The 17,431-nt window shown below is 66.8% G+C and carries 20 protein-coding genes and 1 pseudogene; 14 read left to right on the forward strand and 7 right to left on the reverse strand.

What is annotated here, in order from left to right; all coding sequences use genetic code 11:
- From RSW2DRAFT_RS17405 to RSW2DRAFT_RS08120, 6 genes and pseudogenes are all read left to right on the forward strand, one after another.
- Positions 1–160: pseudogene (locus RSW2DRAFT_RS17405) on the forward strand (S-(hydroxymethyl)glutathione dehydrogenase); the annotation flags it as partial.
- Positions 160–990, forward strand: a complete 831-nt coding sequence (gene fghA / locus RSW2DRAFT_RS08100) for an S-formylglutathione hydrolase (protein ID WP_008029843.1) — start codon at positions 160–162, stop codon at positions 988–990. The pseudogene RSW2DRAFT_RS17405 and the gene fghA, both read left to right, overlap by 1 nt.
- Positions 991–1,138: 148 nt before the next feature.
- On the forward strand, positions 1,139–2,941 hold the full coding sequence (xoxF5, locus tag RSW2DRAFT_RS08105; protein ID WP_008029845.1) for a lanthanide-dependent methanol dehydrogenase XoxF5: 1,803 nt from the start codon (positions 1,139–1,141) through the stop codon (positions 2,939–2,941).
- 119 nt (positions 2,942–3,060) lie between these two features.
- Positions 3,061–3,642, forward strand: coding sequence for a c-type cytochrome, methanol metabolism-related (locus tag RSW2DRAFT_RS08110; RefSeq protein WP_008029847.1), 582 nt, complete (start codon positions 3,061–3,063; stop codon positions 3,640–3,642).
- On the forward strand, positions 3,602–4,462 hold the full coding sequence (locus tag RSW2DRAFT_RS08115) for a substrate-binding domain-containing protein (RefSeq protein WP_008029849.1): 861 nt from the start codon (positions 3,602–3,604) through the stop codon (positions 4,460–4,462). Before RSW2DRAFT_RS08110 ends, RSW2DRAFT_RS08115 begins: the two co-directional genes overlap by 41 nt.
- Complete coding sequence (locus RSW2DRAFT_RS08120) at positions 4,459–4,995, forward strand: PQQ-dependent catabolism-associated CXXCW motif protein (RefSeq protein WP_008029851.1); 537 nt, start codon at positions 4,459–4,461, stop codon at positions 4,993–4,995. The genes RSW2DRAFT_RS08115 and RSW2DRAFT_RS08120 overlap by 4 nt, the downstream gene beginning before the upstream one ends.
- A 3-nt stretch (positions 4,996–4,998) precedes the next feature.
- Here the strand turns inward: RSW2DRAFT_RS08120 and RSW2DRAFT_RS08125 are convergent, their stop codons facing one another.
- From RSW2DRAFT_RS08125 to RSW2DRAFT_RS08135, 3 genes are read right to left on the reverse strand one after another with little or no spacing between them, the layout of a single operon-like run.
- Positions 4,999–5,943 (reverse strand): beta-propeller fold lactonase family protein, encoded by a 945-nt coding sequence (locus RSW2DRAFT_RS08125; RefSeq protein ID WP_008029853.1) that lies wholly within the window; start codon positions 5,941–5,943, stop codon positions 4,999–5,001.
- On the reverse strand, positions 5,915–6,448 hold the full coding sequence (locus tag RSW2DRAFT_RS08130) for an SRPBCC family protein (protein WP_008029855.1): 534 nt from the start codon (positions 6,446–6,448) through the stop codon (positions 5,915–5,917). The genes RSW2DRAFT_RS08125 and RSW2DRAFT_RS08130 overlap by 29 nt, the downstream gene beginning before the upstream one ends.
- An 8-nt stretch (positions 6,449–6,456) precedes the next feature.
- A complete protein-coding gene (locus RSW2DRAFT_RS08135) occupies positions 6,457–6,963 on the reverse strand; it encodes a DUF3280 domain-containing protein (RefSeq protein WP_008029857.1) in 507 nt (168 codons plus the stop codon).
- A 123-nt stretch (positions 6,964–7,086) separates the two neighbouring features.
- Here RSW2DRAFT_RS08135 and RSW2DRAFT_RS08140 point away from each other — a divergent pair, with 123 nt between their 5' ends.
- The 8 genes from RSW2DRAFT_RS08140 (at position 7,087) to gfa (ending at position 13,943) form a co-directional block, all read left to right on the forward strand.
- On the forward strand, positions 7,087–8,274 hold the full coding sequence (locus tag RSW2DRAFT_RS08140) for an ABC transporter substrate-binding protein (protein WP_008029860.1): 1,188 nt from the start codon (positions 7,087–7,089) through the stop codon (positions 8,272–8,274).
- A 4-nt stretch (positions 8,275–8,278) separates the two neighbouring features.
- Positions 8,279–9,247 carry a PQQ-dependent catabolism-associated beta-propeller protein gene (locus tag RSW2DRAFT_RS08145; RefSeq protein WP_008029862.1) on the forward strand — a complete coding sequence of 323 codons (969 nt, stop codon included), beginning with the start codon at positions 8,279–8,281 and terminating at the stop codon, positions 9,245–9,247.
- Positions 9,248–9,337: 90 nt separating this feature from the next.
- Positions 9,338–10,318 carry an ABC transporter substrate-binding protein gene (locus RSW2DRAFT_RS08150; protein ID WP_008029863.1) on the forward strand — a complete coding sequence of 327 codons (981 nt, stop codon included), beginning with the start codon at positions 9,338–9,340 and terminating at the stop codon, positions 10,316–10,318.
- The gene (locus RSW2DRAFT_RS08155; RefSeq protein WP_008029864.1) at positions 10,293–11,072 is read left to right on the forward strand and encodes an ABC transporter permease; all 780 of its coding nucleotides are present in this window, start codon (positions 10,293–10,295) and stop codon (positions 11,070–11,072) included. Before RSW2DRAFT_RS08150 ends, RSW2DRAFT_RS08155 begins: the two co-directional genes overlap by 26 nt.
- A complete protein-coding gene (locus RSW2DRAFT_RS08160) occupies positions 11,069–11,716 on the forward strand; it encodes an ABC transporter ATP-binding protein (protein WP_008029865.1) in 648 nt (215 codons plus the stop codon). Before RSW2DRAFT_RS08155 ends, RSW2DRAFT_RS08160 begins: the two co-directional genes overlap by 4 nt.
- Positions 11,713–12,432 (forward strand): ABC transporter ATP-binding protein, encoded by a 720-nt coding sequence (locus RSW2DRAFT_RS08165; RefSeq protein ID WP_008029866.1) that lies wholly within the window; start codon positions 11,713–11,715, stop codon positions 12,430–12,432. The genes RSW2DRAFT_RS08160 and RSW2DRAFT_RS08165 overlap by 4 nt, the downstream gene beginning before the upstream one ends.
- Positions 12,429–13,223, forward strand: a complete 795-nt coding sequence (locus RSW2DRAFT_RS08170; protein WP_008029867.1) for an ABC transporter permease — start codon at positions 12,429–12,431, stop codon at positions 13,221–13,223. The genes RSW2DRAFT_RS08165 and RSW2DRAFT_RS08170 overlap by 4 nt, the downstream gene beginning before the upstream one ends.
- 123 nt (positions 13,224–13,346) lie before the next feature.
- Positions 13,347–13,943 carry an S-(hydroxymethyl)glutathione synthase gene (gene gfa, locus RSW2DRAFT_RS08175; protein ID WP_008029868.1) on the forward strand — a complete coding sequence of 199 codons (597 nt, stop codon included), beginning with the start codon at positions 13,347–13,349 and terminating at the stop codon, positions 13,941–13,943.
- 137 nt (positions 13,944–14,080) lie between these two features.
- On the opposite strand, the gene RSW2DRAFT_RS08180 is transcribed toward gfa, so the two are convergent.
- Genes RSW2DRAFT_RS08180 through RSW2DRAFT_RS08195 form a run of 4 tightly spaced genes read right to left on the reverse strand, consistent with a single transcriptional unit; the run spans position 14,081 to position 17,251 of the window.
- On the reverse strand, positions 14,081–14,761 hold the full coding sequence (locus RSW2DRAFT_RS08180) for a glycosyltransferase (RefSeq protein WP_008029869.1): 681 nt from the start codon (positions 14,759–14,761) through the stop codon (positions 14,081–14,083).
- Positions 14,758–15,333 (reverse strand): DedA family protein, encoded by a 576-nt coding sequence (locus RSW2DRAFT_RS08185; RefSeq protein ID WP_008029870.1) that lies wholly within the window; start codon positions 15,331–15,333, stop codon positions 14,758–14,760. Before RSW2DRAFT_RS08185 ends, RSW2DRAFT_RS08180 begins: the two co-directional genes overlap by 4 nt.
- Positions 15,330–16,442 carry a ceramide glucosyltransferase gene (locus tag RSW2DRAFT_RS08190; protein WP_008029871.1) on the reverse strand — a complete coding sequence of 371 codons (1,113 nt, stop codon included), beginning with the start codon at positions 16,440–16,442 and terminating at the stop codon, positions 15,330–15,332. The genes RSW2DRAFT_RS08185 and RSW2DRAFT_RS08190 overlap by 4 nt, the downstream gene beginning before the upstream one ends.
- Entirely contained in the window at positions 16,439–17,251 is an 813-nt protein-coding gene (locus RSW2DRAFT_RS08195; RefSeq protein WP_198008082.1) for a UDP-2,3-diacylglucosamine diphosphatase, read from the reverse strand. Before RSW2DRAFT_RS08195 ends, RSW2DRAFT_RS08190 begins: the two co-directional genes overlap by 4 nt.
- Positions 17,252–17,431: the final 180 nt, after the last annotated feature.

Genomic DNA, 17,431 nt, shown 5'->3' on the forward strand with positions numbered 1-17,431 from the left:
ACGGGGTCGCACCGATGTGCCGAAAATCGTGGATTGGTACATGGACGGCAAGATCCAGATCGACCCGATGATCACCCATATCCTGACGCTGGACGACATCAACAAGGGGTTCGACCTGATGCATTCCGGCGAATCCATCCGGTCGGTCGTGGTGTATTGATGCAAATCCTGTCGCAAAGCCAAAGCCACGGCGGCACCCAGACGGTGTTCCGACACCGCTCGGCGGTTTGCGACTGCGAGATGACCTTTGGCGTTTTCCTGCCGCCGCAGGCCAAGGCGCATCCGGTGCCGCTGCTGTGGTATCTTTCCGGGCTGACCTGCACCCACGAGAACGCCATGACCAAGGCCGGGTTGCAGGCACATGCCGCGAGATACGGGCTGGCGCTGGTGTTTCCCGACACTTCGCCGCGCGGCGCCGGGGTGGCTGACGACGACGCTTATGATCTGGGCCAGGGCGCCGGGTTCTATGTCGATGCGACGCAGGAACCCTGGAGCCGCCACTACCGGATGTTCGCCTATGTGGTGCACGAATTGCGCGCCCTGCTGGCCGAGGCGCTGCCGCTGAACGGCAGCCACGGCATCACCGGTCATTCGATGGGCGGCCATGGCGCGCTGACCATCGCGCTGCGCAATCCGGCGCTGTTCCGCTCGGTTTCCGCCTTTGCGCCGATCAGCAACCCGACCCGCTCGGACTGGGGTCGGCGGCAGTTCTCGGCCTATCTGGGCGATGACGAGGCGGCCTGGGCCGGGCATGACGCCAGCCTCTTGCTGGCCGCACATGGCTGGCCGGGCGACATTCTGATTGATCAGGGCACCGCCGACCAGTTTCTGGACCAGTTGCGCCCCGAGGTGCTGGCCGGGCTGATCGCCAGCCGCCGCCAGCCCGCCACGCTGCGGCTGCAGGGCGGTTACGACCACAGCTATGCCTTCGTCGCCAGCTTTGGCGAAGACCACGTGCGCTGGCACGCCGAACGGCTGCTGGCGGCATGACCGCCCCGCCAGCCCCCGAAAGGAGACCGGATACCGACTGACACCAAGGATTTCGCGCGAAACCGATCCCGGAAAGAAGGAGGCCGCAAGGTCTTTCCGGGGCGCAGGGGGCAGGCCCTGATCGGGGACAATCACATGGGAGGTGACAATGAACAGAATAATTCTGCTGACCACCGCGCTGTCGCTGGGAGGTGCGCTGAGCGTAAGCGCCAACCCCGCGTTGCAGGCGCTGATCGACGACCCGAACCAATGGGTGATCCAGACCGGCGACTATGCCAACCAGCGCTATTCCGAGCTTGACCAGATCAACACCGGCAACGTCGCGGACCTGCAGGTGGCCTGGACCTTCTCGACCGGGGTGCTGCGCGGCCATGAAGGCTCGCCGCTGGTGGTGGGCGACATCATGTATGTCCACTCGCCGTTTCCCAACAAGGTCTATGCGCTGGACCTGAACGACAACGGCAAGATCATCTGGCGCTACGAGCCGGTGCAGGATCCGACGGTGATCCCGGTGATGTGCTGCGACACGGTGAACCGCGGTGTGGCCTATGCCGATGGCAAGATCTTCCTGCACCAGGCCGATACCACGGTGGTGGCGCTGGATGCGCTGACCGGCGCCGTGGTCTGGAGCGTCAAGAACGGCGATCCGACCAAGGGCGAGACCAACACCGCCACGGTGATGCCGGTGAAGGACAAGCTGATCGTCGGCATCTCGGGTGGCGAGTTCGGGGTGCGCGGGTCGGTGACGGCCTACAACATCGCCGATGGCAGCCTGGCCTGGCGCGGCTATTCGATGGGGCCCGACAGCGACACGCTGATCGACCCGGTCAACACCACGCATCTGGGCAAGCCGGTGGGGCCGGATTCCGGCACCAACACCTGGGAGGGCGACCAGTGGAAGATCGGCGGCGGCACCACCTGGGGCTGGTATTCCTATGACCCGGAGCTGAACCTGATCTACTACGGCTCGGGCAACCCCTCGACCTGGAACCCGTCGCAACGGCCGGGCGACAACCGCTGGTCGATGACAATCTGGGCCCGCGATGCCGATACTGGCGTCGCCAAATGGGTCTATCAGATGACCCCGCATGACGAATGGGACTTTGACGGCGTCAACGAGATGGTGCTGACCGAACAGCAGATCGGCGGAGTGGATCGCAAGCTTCTGACCCATTTCGACCGCAACGGCTTTGGCTATACGCTCGATCGGGTGACCGGTGAATTGCTGGTGGCGCAGAAATACGACCCGCAGGTCAACTGGGCCAGCGAAGTCGTGATGGACCCGGCCTCGGACCAGTATGGCCGCCCGCAGGTGGTGGCCGCCTATTCCACCCAGCAGAACGGCGAGGACGTGAACTCGACCGGCATCTGCCCGGCGGCTTTGGGCAGCAAGGACCAGCAACCCTCGGCCTATTCGCCGAAGACCCAGTTGCACTATGTGCCGACCAACCATGTCTGCATGGACTACGAGCCGTTCCGCGTCAGCTATACCGCCGGGCAGCCCTATGTCGGGGCCACACTGGCGATGTATCCGGCACCTGACAGCCATGGCGGCATGGGCAACTTCATCGCCTGGGACGCCAAGGAGGGCAAGATCAAGTGGTCGCTGCCCGAGCAGTTCTCGGTCTGGTCCGGGGCTTTGGCCACGGCGGGCGATGTGGTGTTCTACGGCACGCTGGAAGGCTATCTGAAGGCGGTCGATGCCAATACCGGCGCCGAGCTTTACCGCTTCAAGACCCCCTCGGGCATCATCGGCAACGTGATGACCTATGGCCACGGCGGCAAGCAATACGTCGCGGTCTATTCGGGCGTCGGCGGCTGGGCCGGGATCGGTCTGGCGGCGGGGCTGACCAACCCCAACGACGGTCTGGGGGCGGTGGGCGGCTATGCGGCGCTCAGCGACTATACCGCGCTTGGCGGCACGCTGACGGTGTTCGCGCTGCCCGATTGATCTGACCCTGCGCCAAGGGGGCTGGCGCGGTTTTCCCTGCCGCGCCAGCCCGATCCTTCGACTTCTGAAGCCTGCTCAAAGCCCGACTGCTCAAAGCCCGACTGCTCAAAGGACGCATGATGACCAAAGGAACGCTCTGCGCGGCGCTGGCGGTGATTGCCGCAACGACCCTGACCGATGGCGGGGCTTTGGCTCAGACCGCCCCCGACCCGAACGCTGTTGCCACACCCGACGCGACCCCCGCTGCTGCGGCGGCCGCCGACAACCTGACCGCCGTCACCTTCGAGGGCGGCCGCTATCTGACCGCCGATGGCGTGCCCACCTTCAAGATCGCCGCCGATGGCACGATGGACTGGGCCACCTATTCCGGCTTTCGCCGCTATCATTCCGAATGTCACGTCTGCCACGGCCCCGAGGGCGAAGGCTCGGCCTATGCGCCGGCCATCAAGAATTCGGCGGTGCGGCTGAGTTATTACGACTTCATCGCCGTGGTGGCCAATGGCCGCACCGTGGTGAACGCGGCGCAGAACCAGGTGATGCCGACCTTCGGCACCAACCCGAACGTGATGTGCTATCTGGACGACATCTACACCTATCTCAAGGCCCGCGGCTCCGAGGCGCTGCCGCGCGGGCGCCCGTCGAAAAAGGAACCCAAGCCCGATGCAATCCGCGATGCCGAAGCGGCCTGCCTTGGGCTGTAATGCCGCCCGGCTGGCGTTGGCGCTGCTGCTGGCCTGCGGCACGCCCGGTCTGGCGCAGACCTCGGATCTGGTGGCGAAAACCGAATTCCGGGTCTGTGCCGATCCGGCCAACCTGCCACTGTCCAGCACCGATGGCAGCGGGTTCGAGAACCACATCGCTGATCTCTTCGCCGCCGAGCTGGGCTTGCCGCTGCACTACACCTGGTTTCCGATGGCCACCGGTTTCATCCGCCGCACCTTGCAGGCCAACGAATGTGACGTGGTGATCGGCTATGCGCAGGGCGACGAGATGGTGCTGAACACCAACCATTATTACACCTCGGCCTATGTGCTGATCGTGGCGGCTGCGGGGCCGCTTGCGGGGGTGACCTCGCTGGCCGATCCGGTGTTGCAAGGGCAGCGGCTGGGGGTAGTGGCCGGAACGCCGCCCGCCTCGCATCTGGCGCGGTTGGGGCTGATGCCACTGGCCAAGGGCTATGAGTTGATGGTGGACCGCCGCTACCAGTCGCCGGCCGAGGACATGCTGGCCGATCTGGAGGCAGGGACGATCGACGCCGCCATCCTGTGGGGGCCGATCGGCGGGCCGCTGGTGGCGCAGGCGCATCCGGGTCTGAAAATCACGCCGCTGCTGGCCGAAACCGCGCCGCCCAAGCTTTTCTACCGCATCACCATGGGGGTGCGGCAGGGCGAAAAGGTCTGGGAGCGCAAGCTGAATTCACTGATCCGGCGCAATCAGGGCAAGATCAACAGCATTCTGGCCGAGGCGGGGGTGCCGCTGATCAACGACATGGGCACCGGACCGCTGGCGGTGGCACCATGATCCGCGTGGCCGTGCTGTGCCTGTGCCTTGCCCCTGTGATGGCGCTGGCGCAGGAAGACCCCGCCGCCTACCGGCAGGACAATTACCGCGCCCCGGTGCCGGATACCCTGGAAGGCGGCACGGTGATCTCGACCGAGGCCGCCTTTGCGCTGTGGAAAACCGACCGCGTGGCCTTCATCGACGCGCTGCCGCGGGCACCCAAGCCCGCCGACCTGCCCGAAGGCACGATCTGGCACGAGGCGCCGCGCGTCTCGATCCCCGGGGCGCTGTGGCTGGCCAATGTGGGCTACGGCCAGTTGGCGCCGGTGATGCATGACTATTTCCGCGCCGGGCTGGCCAAGGCCAGCGGCAATGACCCCGATCATCCGCTGGTGTTCTTCTGCCTCTCTGAGTGCTGGATGTCGTGGAACGCCGCCAAACGGGCGCAGGGTTACGGCTATACCCATGTGTTCTGGTATCCGCAGGGCAGCGACGGCTGGCTGGCACAGGGCTATCCGAGCGCGGAATTGCAGCCGGAGCCGGGCGGGCAATAGCGGCTAATCCGCCACGAACGTCCCGAAGGCGCGCGGGCCGTCGCCGGTGGCCACCTCGCCCAGCAGCGTCAGGCTTTGCGCGTCGATCACCGACAGGCTGTTGGAAAACCAGTTGGCCACCACGATGCGGCGGCCATCGGCGGTGGCGTCGATGCCTTCGGGATACTCGCCCACCGCCACCTCGGCCAGCACCGCCAAAGTCGCCAGATCGAACACCGTCACGCTGTCGGCATACTGGTTGGTGACAAAGCCGCGCCCGGCGGCGAAGGCCAGCCCGTAGGGTCGCTTGCCGGTGGCGACATGGCCCAGCACCGTGCCGGAGGCCGGATCGACCACGCTGACGGAATCGCTGCCGACATCGGCGGAAAACACCCGCCCGTCCGGCGCGAAGGCCACCCCGAACGGCCGCTGGCCAACCTTGACGCTGTGCCGCAGCGCCAGGGTTTCGGCATCAAAGATCGAAAGCTGGTCGGCATCGCGGTCCGCCGTCACCAGCCAGCGCCCGTCCGGCGACAGCGCCAGCCCCGCAGGCGCGCTGCCGGTGGCCAGTTCGCGCTGCACCGCCAGATCGGCGGCACCGATCACCCAGACCCGGGCGTTGAACCAGTCGGAGACGAACACCCGGCCCCGAGCGGCATCGACCGCCACCCCCATCGGCCCGCCGTCCAGCACCAGTTCGGCCTGCACCGCGCCATCGGTCAAGGCATGCCGGCGCAGGGTCTTGGATTCGGGGCTGACGGTGAATACCACGTCCCGCCCCAGCGCCACCCCGGCAGGATTTCCCGGCACCGGCACCCGCGCCACCTCGGTCATCGCTGAAAGGTCGATCACGCTCAGATCGCTGCTGGACTGGTTGGTGACATAGGCCACCTGCCCCGCTGCCGGATCAGCCAGCGCCAGCAGCAGGGCGGCGGCAAGCCTACTGGCCAAACCGCGCCACCAGCGCATCCAAGCCCGCCTGATACACCCCGTTCACCGCCGCAATCGCCGCGGCATCGTTCAGGTTTTCCGGCGGGTCATTGTTGGGATAGCCGCGATAGAACGCGCCTTTCCACTCGATATGGGTGCCGCCCGCCGCCGTTGGCGTCAGCGTCAGATGCGAGGAATAATTGGTGACCGGCAGCACCGCCACATCGACCGCCTCGATCATGTAGGAATAGCTCATCTTCTCGGCGCTGTATTTGGTCAGCACTTCTGCGATCGTCGGGCCATCGGCGGCACCCAGCGTCAACAGCCGCTTGGCATCGACCGCGTTGCCGCCCTCGCCGGTGGTGGAAAATACCAGCGGATGCCAGCTCATGTCGTGGAAATTGCCGATCACCGCCCAGACCTCGGCCGGCGGGGCCGCGACATCCACCGACAGCACGGTTTTCTGCCGGGTCGGGCCATGCGCCAAGGCCAGCGACGGCAGCACCGCCAGAACGATCAGCATCAAATATCGCCATATGCGCATCTTGGCCCTCATGGTTTGAAGAAGTGGTTTTTCAGGATGTAGCGGATGCCGCGCAGCCAACTGTCGTCGGTGTTGGAGCGGATATCGACCGACATGCCGCGCAGCATGGTGCCGCTGTCCACGTCGCGCAGCACCAGATTCATCGCCAGGATCAGGTTCGACACCTTCTGCACCTCGCCCACCAGCACATAGTCGGCCCCCAGCTTTGCCGCCATCCGCCGCTCGCAGCCATAGCAGTCGGCGGGGTTGGCGGTGGCGGCCAGTTCGGCGGCCAGCGCATCGGTGGGCAGCAGCACGAACCCTTCCTGCAAAAAGCGCTGGCGCACGGCGTTTTCCAGCAGCGGGATACGGGCGGTCTCGTCGGCGCGGACGCCGTTATAGGCGCCCTCGGTCGAGGTATCGAGGAAGGTGATGCCCAGGAATGCCACCTTGGCACCCGGTGCCAGGGGATCGTCCAGTGCGGCGAAAGCCAGCGCCGGCCACAGGGCCAATAGCAGGATCAGGATGCGTGCCATGGCCGGAAGTGTAACGGCGCGCCGGGGGGCGACAATGCTACATAAGTATCGGTTCCGCGGCGCGGATTTCGCGGCCACCATGCTGGTTCAAGCGGATGGAAACAGCCAGCAGGAATGCCGTCGATGCCCGGTTTGCGTGCCTTCATAGCCGTGGTTCTGGCCGCCCTTTTCGCCGCCGGTCCGGCGTTGGCGCTGGAGGTGAAGGTGGGCCTGCTGCAGATCGAAAGCGCGGCACCCCTGCCGCTGTCGCGGCTGGACCTGCCGCCCGCCGATCTGGGGCTGGCCGGGGCGGCGCTTGGCCAGCAGGACAACCAGACCACCGGCGGCTTTCTTGGCATCGACTACAGCCTGCAAACCGCCAGCGTGCCGCCCGATCAGGCGCAGGCGGCGTTCGACGCGCTGCGGGCCGAAGGCATCGGCATCGTCGTGCTGATGGCCGATGCCGCCACCCTGACCACACTGGCCGACAGTGCCGGGCCGCAAGTGCTGCTGCTGAACGCCACCGCCCGCGACGAGGCGCTGCGCAACGCCGATTGCCGCGCCAATGTGCTGCACGTCGCCCCCAGCCGTGCCATGCTGACCGATGCGCTGGTGCAGTTCCTGATGTGGAAGCAGTGGCCGAAACTGCTGCTGATCCACGGCTCGCACCCCGAGGATGTGGCGCTGGCCGAGGCCTACCGCGCCTCGGCGGCGAAGTTCGGCGCCAGCATCGTCGAGGAACGCGAATTTGCCGATACCGGCGGCGCGCGGCAGGCCGATACCGGCATTGCCCTGGTGCAGCGCCAGATCCCGGTGTTCACCCAGCGCGCTGCGGCGCATGACGTGGTGCTGGCCGCCGACGAGGCCGAGGTGTTTGCCGCCTACCTGCCGTATCACACCTGGGATGCGCGGCCGGTCGTTGGCTCGGCGGGGTTGCGCCCCGTCACCTGGGATGCGGCGCTGGAGGCCTGGGGGGCGGCGCAGTTTCAGGAACGCTTCGAAAAGCTGGCAGGCCGGTCGATGCGCGAGGCAGATTATCAGGTCTGGCTGGCGCTGCGGGTGATCGGCGAGGCGGTGACCCGCAGCCAAAGCGCCGACCCCGCCACCCTGCGCGCCTATGCCCTTTCGGACGGCTTTGAACTGGCCGCCTTCAAGGGGCAGAAGCTGACCTTCCGGCCCTGGAACGGCCAGTTGCGCCAGCCGATCCTGCTGTCGGACGGGCGGATGACGGTCTCGGTGTCGCCGCAGGACGGCTATCTGCATCAGGTGTCGCCGCTGGACACGCTGGGCACCGATGCGCCCGAAACCACCTGCACCGCGTTTGGAGGCTGACCGCATGAAACCCGCCCTGATCCTTGCCGCGCTGCTGCTGGCCGCCCCCCCGGCACTGGCCAACAAGGTGTTCGTCACCAACGAGCGCGGCAATTCCGTCACCGTGCTGGACAGCGCCACCTGGGAGGTGATCGCCACCTTCCCGGCAGGCAACCGTCCGCGCGGCATCACCATCAGCCCCGATGGCAAGGAGCTTTACGTCGCCGCCTCGGACGACGATACCGTGCGGGTGTTCGACCCCGAAACCTACCGCGAACTGCACACCCTGCCCTCGGGTGCCGACCCGGAACTGTTCGTGCTGCACCCCTCGGGCAACCCGCTTTATATCGCCAACGAGAATGACAATCTGGTGACGGTTGTCGATGTGAAAACCCGTCAGGTGCTGGCCGAGGTGCCGGTGGGGGTAGAGCCGGAGGGCATGGCGATTGCCCCCGATGGCCAGATGTTCGTCAACACCTCGGAAACCACCAACATGGCGCATTTCATCGACGCCACCAGCTATCAGATCACCGACAATGTGCTGGTGGACCAGCGACCGCGCTATGCCCAGTTCACCGCCGACGGCAACAAGCTTTATGTCAGTTCGGAAATCGGCGGCACGGTGTCGGTGATCGACCTGACCGCGGAAAAACCGGTGGTGACAAGGAAGATCGGCTTTGCGATCCCCGGCGTGCTGCCGGAATGGATACAACCCGTGGGGGTGCGCATCACCCGTGACGGCAGCCGGGTGTTCGTGGCGCTGGGGCCGGCCAACCGGGTGGCGGTGATCGACGGTGCCACCGACGCGGTGATCGACTATCTGCTGGTCGGCCAGCGGGTCTGGCAATTGGCCTTCACCCCCGACGAAGCCTTCCTGATCTCGACCAGCGGCAATTCCAACGATGTCAGCATCATCGACGTGCAGGCGCAGACCGTCATCCGCTCGGTTCAGGTGGGCGAACAGCCCTGGGGCGTGGTGGTGGCACCCGATTGATTGCACAGGCTTTCAGGGCAAGCGGCGCGCAAGGCCGCAATTCCCGCTCCGCAGCACCGCGCCCGAAACAGACCAAAGGGAGGAAACCACATGACGATTGCGACCTGGATGAAACGGCTGCTGGGCGGCCTTGCGGTGGCGGCATTGGCGGCTCCGGTGCTGGCCGAAGACCTGCCGGTGCTGCGCGCGGCGCTGCTGGCCTCGGGCACGGTGAACTGGGAGATCGCCACCATCAAGGCCAACGGCCTGGATACCGCCAACGGCTTCACGCTGGCGGTGCAGGACTATGCCGACAACGGCGCCACCCGGGTGGCGGTCGAGGGTGGCGAGGCCGATGTGATGGTCACCGACTGGATCTGGGTCGCCATGCAGCGGGCCGAGGGCAAGGATTTCGTGTTCATCCCCTATTCCCGGGCGGTGGGCGGGCTGGTGGTGCGCGACGACAGCGGCATCACCGCCCTGCCCGACCTTGCGGGCAAGAAGATCGGCATCGCCGGCGGGCCGCTGGACAAAAGCTGGCTGATCCTGCGCGCCTATGCCCAGCAGGAATACGGCTTTGATCTGGCCGGCCAGACCGAGCAGGTCTATGGCGCGCCGCCGCTGATCTTCAAGGCCGCCCTGGGCGGCGAGACGGCGGGGGCGATCAACTTCTGGCATTTCCTGGCCAAGATGAAGGTGCAGGGCATGCATGACCTGGTCACCGTGACCGAGGCCGCCACGGCGCTGGGGCTGGACCCCGACACGCCGCTGCTGGGCTATGCACTGCGCGGCGAATACGTCGCCGCCCACCCCGAACTTGCCTCGGGGCTTTACCGCGCCTCGCTGTCGGCCAAGGAAATGCTGCGCAGCAATGATGCAGCATGGGAGCCGCTGCGCGAACGGATGAACGTCGCCAATGACGCCGAATTTGCCGCGCTGCGCGACGGCTACCGCGCCGGTATTCCCAGCGGCGCGCCGGTCGATCTTGCTGCCGCCGACCGTTTCCTGCGGCTGCTGGCGGACCTCGGCGGTGCCGATCTGGTCGGCAAGGCCACCACTCTGCCGGATGGGGTGTTCCTTGCCACCCAATAAGGCGCAAACCCCGGCGGCAGTGGTGCGCGCCCTGTCGCTGGGGCTGCTGCTGCTGGTCTGGGTCGGCGCCGCCATTCTGACCGCCGATGCGTCGGTCTTGCCCGCCCCCTGGGCGCTGGCCGAACCCTTTGGCCGCGAGATGGCCAGCGGCGCACTGCCCTTTCATCTGGGTATGACGCTTTGGCGGGTGGTCTGGGCCTTCGCGCTGGCGATGAGCATCGGCATGGCGCTGGGGCTGGCGATGGGGCGCTATCCGGGCCTTGACCGCTGGCTCGACCCCTGGCTGGTGGTGTTTCTGAACCTGCCGGCACTGGTGCTGATCGTGCTGTGCTATCTGTGGATCGGGCTGAACGAGACCGCGGCGATCACCGCGGTGGTGCTGAACAAGATCCCCAATGTCACCACCCTGCTGCGCGAGGGGGCGCGGGCGCTCAGCCCCGATCTGGCGGCGATGGCGCGGGTTTACCGCATGGGACGGCTGGCGCGGCTGCGGCATGTCGTGCTGCCGCAACTGGCGCCGTTCATCACCGGGGCTGCAAGGTCCGGCATCGCAGTGATCTGGAAAATCGTGCTGGTGGTGGAATTCCTGGGCCGCTCGAACGGCATCGGCTTTCAGATTCACCTGTATTTCCAGCTTTATAACGTCGGCATGGTGCTGGTCTATGCCTTGTCGTTCATCGTGGTCATGCTGGTGGTGGAATGGCTGCTGCTGCAACCCGCCGAGGCGCGGGTGCGGCGCTGGAGGCTGGCATGATCCGGGTCGAAGTAGCGCGCAAGACGTTCGGCAGCACCGAGGTGCTGCGCGACATCGGCTTTTCGCTGGGCCGCAGCGAATGTATCGCCATCCTCGGCGCCTCGGGCATCGGCAAATCGACGCTGCTGCGGCTGATCACCGGCATCGACCGGGATTTCGAGGGCAAGATCACCACGCCGCCGCGCATGGGCATGGTGTTTCAGGAACCAACCCTGCTGCCCTGGCGCAGCGTGTTGCAGAACCTGACGCTGCTGCATCCGGGGCTTTGCGATGCCGCGGCGCTGGCGGCACTGGATCGGGTCGGTCTGGCCGACAAGGCACGCGCCTTTCCGCGGCAGTTGTCGCTGGGCCAGCAGCGGCGGCTTGCGCTGGCGCGGGCGTTTGCGGGCAAGCCCGAGCTTTTGGTGCTGGACGAACCCTTCGTGTCGCTGGATGCCGACACCGCCGAGGACATGCTGGCGCTGACCGAGGCGCTGATTGCCGAAACCCGCCCCGCCACCATCCTTGTCACCCATTCCGAGGCCGAGGCCAAACGGCTGGCCGGGCGCATCCTGCGGCTGGTCGGCCGCCCGGCGACGCTGGCCTGCGCGCCGCAGCCGGTGCCCGACCGCAGCAAGCCCGGTCGGCACAAGGGGGTGGCATGACCGGCTTGCAGATCGACGGGCTGGGCTTTCGCTACGGGCCGCGGGTGGCGCTGGAGGATGTCAGTTTTGCGGTGGCACCGGGGCAGTTCTGCGCGCTGCTGGGGCCGAACGGTGCTGGGAAATCGACGCTGTTTGCGCTGCTGACCCGGCTGATGGTCAGCCGTCAGGGCCGCATCCGGGTGGCCGGGTTCGACCTTGCCCAAGCGCCGCGTGCAGCACTTGCCCGCATCGGCGTGGTGTTCCAGCAACCGACGCTGGACCTTGATCTGACGGTGCGCCGCAACCTGCGCTACTTCGCCGGGCTGCACGGGCTGTCGGGGCGCGCGGCGGCCATGGCCATCGACGCGGCCCTTGACCGGCTGGGCATGCTGGAACGCGCAGGCGAGACGGTGCGGGTGCTGAACGGCGGCCACCGGCGGCGGATGGAGATCGCCCGCGCCCTGATCCACGCCCCCGCCGTGCTGCTGCTGGATGAACCCACCGTCGGGCTGGATGCCGCCTCCCGCCGCGCCATCACCGCCCATGTCCACGATCTGGCGGCTGGCGGCATGGCGGTGCTGTGGGCCACGCATCTGGTGGACGAGATCGGCCCTGCCGATCAGGTGGTGGTGTTGCACCGCGGCCGGGTGCTGGCGCAGGGCACCGCCGCCGCCATCGCAGCAGGCCAACCCCTCGCTGATGCGTTCATGGCCATGACCGCAGGCGAGGACGCATGAGCGCCTATGCCACCGCCCTTGCCGCCATCGTCAGCCGCGAGGCCATGCGCTTTGTGCAGCAACGCGGCCGGTTTCTGGCGGCACTGGTGCGGCCGCTGGTCTGGCTGGTGGTGTTCGCCGCCGGGTTTCGTGCAGCCCTTGGCCTGTCGATCATCCCGCCCTACCAGACCTACATCACCTACGAGGTCTATATCCTGCCCGGCCTCTGCGGCATGATCCAGTTGTTCAACGGCATGCAGTCGTCGCTGTCGCTGGTCTATGATCAGGAAATGGGCTCGATGCGGCTCTTGCTCACCTCGCCGCTGCCGCGCTGGTGGCTGCTGTTCAGCAAACTGCTGGCCGGGGTGGCGGTGTCGATCCTGCAAGTGGCGGTGTTTCTGGGCATCGCGGCGCTGACCGGAATCACGGTGCCGCCCTGGGGGTATCTGGCGGTGCTGCCTGCGCTGCTGGCCAGCGGGCTGATGCTGGGGGCGCTGGGGTTGGTGCTGTCCTCGACCATCCGGCAGTTGGAGAATTTCGCCGGGGTGATGAACTTCGTGATCTTCCCGATGTTCTTTCTGTCGTCGGCACTTTACCCGCTGTGGCGGATGGCGGAAAGCTCGCCCCTCTTGCGCGACATCTGCGCGCTGAACCCGTTCACCCATGCGGTCGAACTGATCCGCTTTGCGCTTTACGGCCAGTTGAACCTGACGGCACTGGCCTGGGTGGTGGGCTGCGGCGCGCTGTTCATGGCCGCGGCCCTCTGGGGCTACGACCCGGCGCGGGCGATGCAGCGGCGCCGGCCGGGATAGCCGCTGCCCGGCCAAAACCCCGACTTTCGGCTGTATTGCCGGAAGGCGGATTTGCGCAGAGGCTAAGGCCGGAACCGGGGCACGACGACCCCGCGGCTGGTCGGAAAACTGGCGGAGGAAACAATGTTCAAACTGTGGAGGAGAAAGAAAGTGCTGGCACTGCATCCCGCGATCGACAATGGCATCGCCCCGACCGCGCCGGGGTTTTCCGGCGGCACGCTGACCTGCCATTGCAAGACCAATCCGGTCAAGGTGCGCATCAGCGGCCAGACCGCGCACAACCACGCCTGCGGCTGCACCAAATGCTGGAAACCGGCGGGGGCGATCTTTTCGCAAGTGGCGGTGGTCGGACGCGACAAGGTCGAGGTGATCTCCGGCGCCGACAAGCTGGTGGTTGTGGACCCCAATGCCACCATCCAGCGCCATGCCTGCAAGGATTGCGGCGTGCATATGTACGGCCGGATCGAGAACAAGAACCACCCGTTCTATGGCCTTGATTTCATTCACACCGAACTCAGCGATGCCAAGGGCTGGGCCGCGCCGGAATTTGCCGCCTTCGTGTCGTCGGTGATCGAAAGCGGCGTCAGCCCCGACAAGATGCCCGCGATCCGCGCCCGGCTGACCGAGATCGGCCTGCCGCCCTATGACGCGCTGTCACCGGCGCTGATGGACGCCATCGCCACCCATGTCGCCAAACAATCGGGCAAACTGCCAGCCTGACGTCGATGGCCGCGCGCCGTGCCGTTGCCGTGCCGTTTCTGCGGCAGGGCAGCAGTCCGTCACCGATGGATGCAATCTTTCCGTCCTCGGCCCAAAGGGCAATCGGCGCCCTGTTTGAACGCACCGCGGGGCGTGGATCAGCGCGTCGTGGGAGCCAACGCCCGCAACGCCCGGATCTGCACCAGCGCCTGCCAGGGCGAGATGGTGCGGAAAATGTCGGTCATCATCGCCGCATCGGCGCGCAGACCGGCCAGCCGCCCGCGCTTGGCGGCCTTCGACGGGCTGGCGACATTGGGCCAGCGCACAATCTCTACCGGCGCTTTGGCGGCGATCAGCAGCCGGTTCAGGAACACCTCGAAGCCAAAGCGCGGCAGCGCCTCAAGTGCCACCAGATGCGCCACCAGCAGCGCCCGCGGGATCACCCGCTCGCCCGAGATGTAGTCGATGCCGATCAGCCGCCAGGTGCGGGGCGCATTGCCGCGCAAGGAAATCGTGGCCACCGCCCGATGCTCGATCACCGGGCGCAGCAGGGCGGTGATGTCCGCCGCGGTCAGCCCCAGCAGGTCGGCATCCAGCAGCAGCACATGCTCGGCATCGGTCTGCCGCAGCCCATGCGCCAGCGCCGCGGTCTTGCCGATGTTGCCCGGCGTCGCCAGCACCCGCGCGCCATGCTGATGCGCCACTTCGGCGGTGGCGTCGGTCGAGCCGTCGTCGATCACCAGAAGCTCGTCGATCAGCGGATGGTCTTGCGCCGCTTGCAGCACGCCGCCGATCCGGGCGGCCTCGTTCCAGGCCGGGATCAGGCAGGCGATGGTCATGGAGCGCCCCAGGCGACCAGCTTGTGCCGCAAGGTGACGGCCAGCACCAGCAACCCGATCACCGCCAGCGACGCCCAATAGAGGCCGTCAGCGATCTGGCCATAAGCCGCCCCCGCCAGAGAACCCAGCGCCACCAGGCTCAGGCTTTTCGGCACGGTGGCGATGAAGTTTGCAGCCAGAAACGCCGGAAACGGCATCCGCGCCGCCCCCGCCGCCAGCAGCACCGCAAAGCCCGCCGCATGGGTCAGTTTGCCGATGATCAGGATCTTCATGCCGCTGTGCTGGAACGTCCGCGCCAGCCGCACCATGCGCCGCCGGTTCAGCCCGATCCAGCGTTGCCAGCCCAGCGGCACCCGGCCCATGCCATAGCGGCCCACCAGATAAAGGATGCTGTCGCCCACCAGATCGCCGATGATCACGCAGACCAGCACCTGCCACAGCACCAGCACCCCAAGGCTGGCCAGCCAGGCCGCGATCAACGTGATGATCGGGCCTTCCAGTATCGCAAGCGGTGCCAGAATGGCGATGCCATGGCTGGACAGCAGCGCCAGCAGGTCCATTTCCGAGGTCATGCCGCCTGCCCCTTGTCCGCCATCGCCGTGCCGCGCCATTCAAAGCCGCGCCGCAGGAAGGTGGCCGCCCACAGCACCGGCATCGCCAGATCGCGCAGCGGCAGCGCCGCAATATCGCGCCAGCCGGCGGGCCAACCCGCCTGCCGCAGCAGCAGCACCTCGGCCCCATACCACAGCGCCAGCAACGGCAGCAGCCCCCACAGCGTCCCGCCCGAGGCCAGCAGTGCAGCGCCCGCCACCGCCATGGGCAAGGCCGCGCCATTGGCGATCTCGAACAAAAACAGCGCCGGGAAGGCATCGCGGCGCACCCGGCTCCAGCGCAACTGCCGCTTCCAGACCTGCACCACGCTTTTGCGGCCCACCGGCTGCGCAAAGGGCAGCGGCGGCAGCGTCACCTTCAGCCCCAGACGGCGGATCGCCAGCGTGGCGCAGGCATCCTCGGCCAGATGGCGGTGCAGCGCGGGCAGGCCCCCGGCGCGCTCCAGCAGCGGACGGTTGAAAAACATCGTCTTGCCCTGCGCATAGCCGAACCCCAGACTGTCGGCGGCAAATTGCAGCCGCGCCTGATTGCTGTTCAGAAACGCCGCCTCCAGATGCCCTCCCGCCCATTCGGGCCGCGTGCCGATGGCGGGCGAGGACACCATGCCGGTCTGCGGCCCCCAGCACCGCACCAGCGTTTGCAGATAGTCCGGCGGCAGCATCAGGTTGGCGTCGGTCATGCAGATCCAGTCGCTTTGCGCCGCAGCCCAGCCCTTCCAGACATTGTCCAGCTTGGGATTGGCCGATTTTCCGGCCGCGCCGATCAGCACCCGCGCCGGAACCTGCGGGTATTTCGCGATCAGCCGACGCAGCAGCGGCACGGCGGCATCATCGGCCCGGGCAGCACAGAAAATCACCTCGTAGGCCGGGTAATCCTGATGAAACGCGCTTTCCAGCGTCTCGGCGTCATGCGCGTCCAGCCCGCAGACCGGGCGCAGCAGGGTCAGCCTGGGCCGACCGATAATGCCCTCGCCCACCGGGCGGTGCAACCGCCGCAGATAGAGCGCGATGCTGGCCAGATGCGCCAGCAGAAAGCCACCCGCCACCAGCCACAGTACCAGCGCGATCATGGCGACACCCCGTTGCTTGCGTAAATCGGTCGCGGCAGGGGTGCCAAGGCGGCGCGCCCGCCCATCAGGCCAAGCCGCCCGTCGAAATCCTCGGCCAGGGCGGTGAAACTGTCCACCCAGTCGCCGCAATTGGCATAGATCAGCCCGTGGTCGTCATGCAGCGCCGCCAGATGGAAATGGCCGCAGATCACCCCGTGATAGCCGCCCGCGCGGGCCAGTTGCACCAGCCGCCGCTCGTGCCCCCGGGTGGGATAGAGGGCGGCGTTGAGACCCGACAACAACGCCTCGATCAGGCTGCGCCGCTGCGGCGCCGCCCGCCACGCCAGACGCCCCAGCCAATGGTCCAACAGCCGCAAGCCGTGATCCAGCCGGGTGCCCAGCCGGGTCAGGATGTGAAAGCGCAACAGCCGGTGGTCCTGACAATCGCCATGCACCACCAGAAAGCGGCGGCCATCGGCGGCGTGATGCACCATCTCGGTCAGCGCCTGGGCGGGAATACGGCGGGGGTGTGCTACGGTATCGGGATGCGGGTCGTGGTTGCCCAGCAGATACACCACTTCGGCCCCCTCGGCCTGCCGCGCCGCCAGATGGTCGATCACCCCCTGCGCCGCCTGGCTCCAATGCGCGGGCATCGGTCGCCACAGATCAAGGATGTCGCCCACCAGCACATAGCGCTCGGCGCGGTTGGCTTGCAAAAACGCCAGCGCCAGATCGGCGCGGCAGCTGAGCGACCCCAGATGCAGGTCGGACAGGAACAGGCTGCGGTGGTCGCGGACAGGCCGGACTGGGGTGTGAGGTGGCAGGCTCAAGATCGGCTCCTTCCCGCGGCACATGCCTTTCCTTGGCAGCCCCGCGCCTTGCGGCCTGCCCGGTGCAAGCCGCTTTGGTGATGGCCCGGAACTTACCGGCACTTTGTGACAGTTTTCGTCACGGCACCGAGTCTGTGCATTAACCTGGGTCGGTGTGATGTGCTTTTGATGGCAAACAGA

The sequence above is a fragment of the Rhodobacter ferrooxidans genome (assembly GCF_000176015.1).
Classification (GTDB): Bacteria; Pseudomonadota; Alphaproteobacteria; order Rhodobacterales; family Rhodobacteraceae; genus Pseudorhodobacter_B; species Pseudorhodobacter_B ferrooxidans.

Coding starts and splice junctions, on each gene's coding strand:
- fghA (WP_008029843.1), top strand. CDS start 160: ATGCAAATCCTGTCGCAAAGCCAAAGCCACGGCGGCACCCAGACGGTG.
- xoxF5 (WP_008029845.1), top strand. CDS start 1,139: ATGAACAGAATAATTCTGCTGACCACCGCGCTGTCGCTGGGAGGTGCG.
- RSW2DRAFT_RS08110 (WP_008029847.1), top strand. CDS start 3,061: ATGACCAAAGGAACGCTCTGCGCGGCGCTGGCGGTGATTGCCGCAACG.
- RSW2DRAFT_RS08115 (WP_008029849.1), top strand. CDS start 3,602: ATGCAATCCGCGATGCCGAAGCGGCCTGCCTTGGGCTGTAATGCCGCC.
- RSW2DRAFT_RS08120 (WP_008029851.1), top strand. CDS start 4,459: ATGATCCGCGTGGCCGTGCTGTGCCTGTGCCTTGCCCCTGTGATGGCG.
- RSW2DRAFT_RS08125 (WP_008029853.1), bottom strand. CDS start 5,943: ATGCGCTGGTGGCGCGGTTTGGCCAGTAGGCTTGCCGCCGCCCTGCTG.
- RSW2DRAFT_RS08130 (WP_008029855.1), bottom strand. CDS start 6,448: ATGCGCATATGGCGATATTTGATGCTGATCGTTCTGGCGGTGCTGCCG.
- RSW2DRAFT_RS08135 (WP_008029857.1), bottom strand. CDS start 6,963: ATGGCACGCATCCTGATCCTGCTATTGGCCCTGTGGCCGGCGCTGGCT.
- RSW2DRAFT_RS08140 (WP_008029860.1), top strand. CDS start 7,087: ATGCCCGGTTTGCGTGCCTTCATAGCCGTGGTTCTGGCCGCCCTTTTC.
- RSW2DRAFT_RS08145 (WP_008029862.1), top strand. CDS start 8,279: ATGAAACCCGCCCTGATCCTTGCCGCGCTGCTGCTGGCCGCCCCCCCG.
- RSW2DRAFT_RS08150 (WP_008029863.1), top strand. CDS start 9,338: ATGACGATTGCGACCTGGATGAAACGGCTGCTGGGCGGCCTTGCGGTG.
- RSW2DRAFT_RS08155 (WP_008029864.1), top strand. CDS start 10,293: ATGGGGTGTTCCTTGCCACCCAATAAGGCGCAAACCCCGGCGGCAGTG.
- RSW2DRAFT_RS08160 (WP_008029865.1), top strand. CDS start 11,069: ATGATCCGGGTCGAAGTAGCGCGCAAGACGTTCGGCAGCACCGAGGTG.
- RSW2DRAFT_RS08165 (WP_008029866.1), top strand. CDS start 11,713: ATGACCGGCTTGCAGATCGACGGGCTGGGCTTTCGCTACGGGCCGCGG.
- RSW2DRAFT_RS08170 (WP_008029867.1), top strand. CDS start 12,429: ATGAGCGCCTATGCCACCGCCCTTGCCGCCATCGTCAGCCGCGAGGCC.
- gfa (WP_008029868.1), top strand. CDS start 13,347: ATGTTCAAACTGTGGAGGAGAAAGAAAGTGCTGGCACTGCATCCCGCG.
- RSW2DRAFT_RS08180 (WP_008029869.1), bottom strand. CDS start 14,761: ATGACCATCGCCTGCCTGATCCCGGCCTGGAACGAGGCCGCCCGGATC.
- RSW2DRAFT_RS08185 (WP_008029870.1), bottom strand. CDS start 15,333: ATGACCTCGGAAATGGACCTGCTGGCGCTGCTGTCCAGCCATGGCATC.
- RSW2DRAFT_RS08190 (WP_008029871.1), bottom strand. CDS start 16,442: ATGATCGCGCTGGTACTGTGGCTGGTGGCGGGTGGCTTTCTGCTGGCG.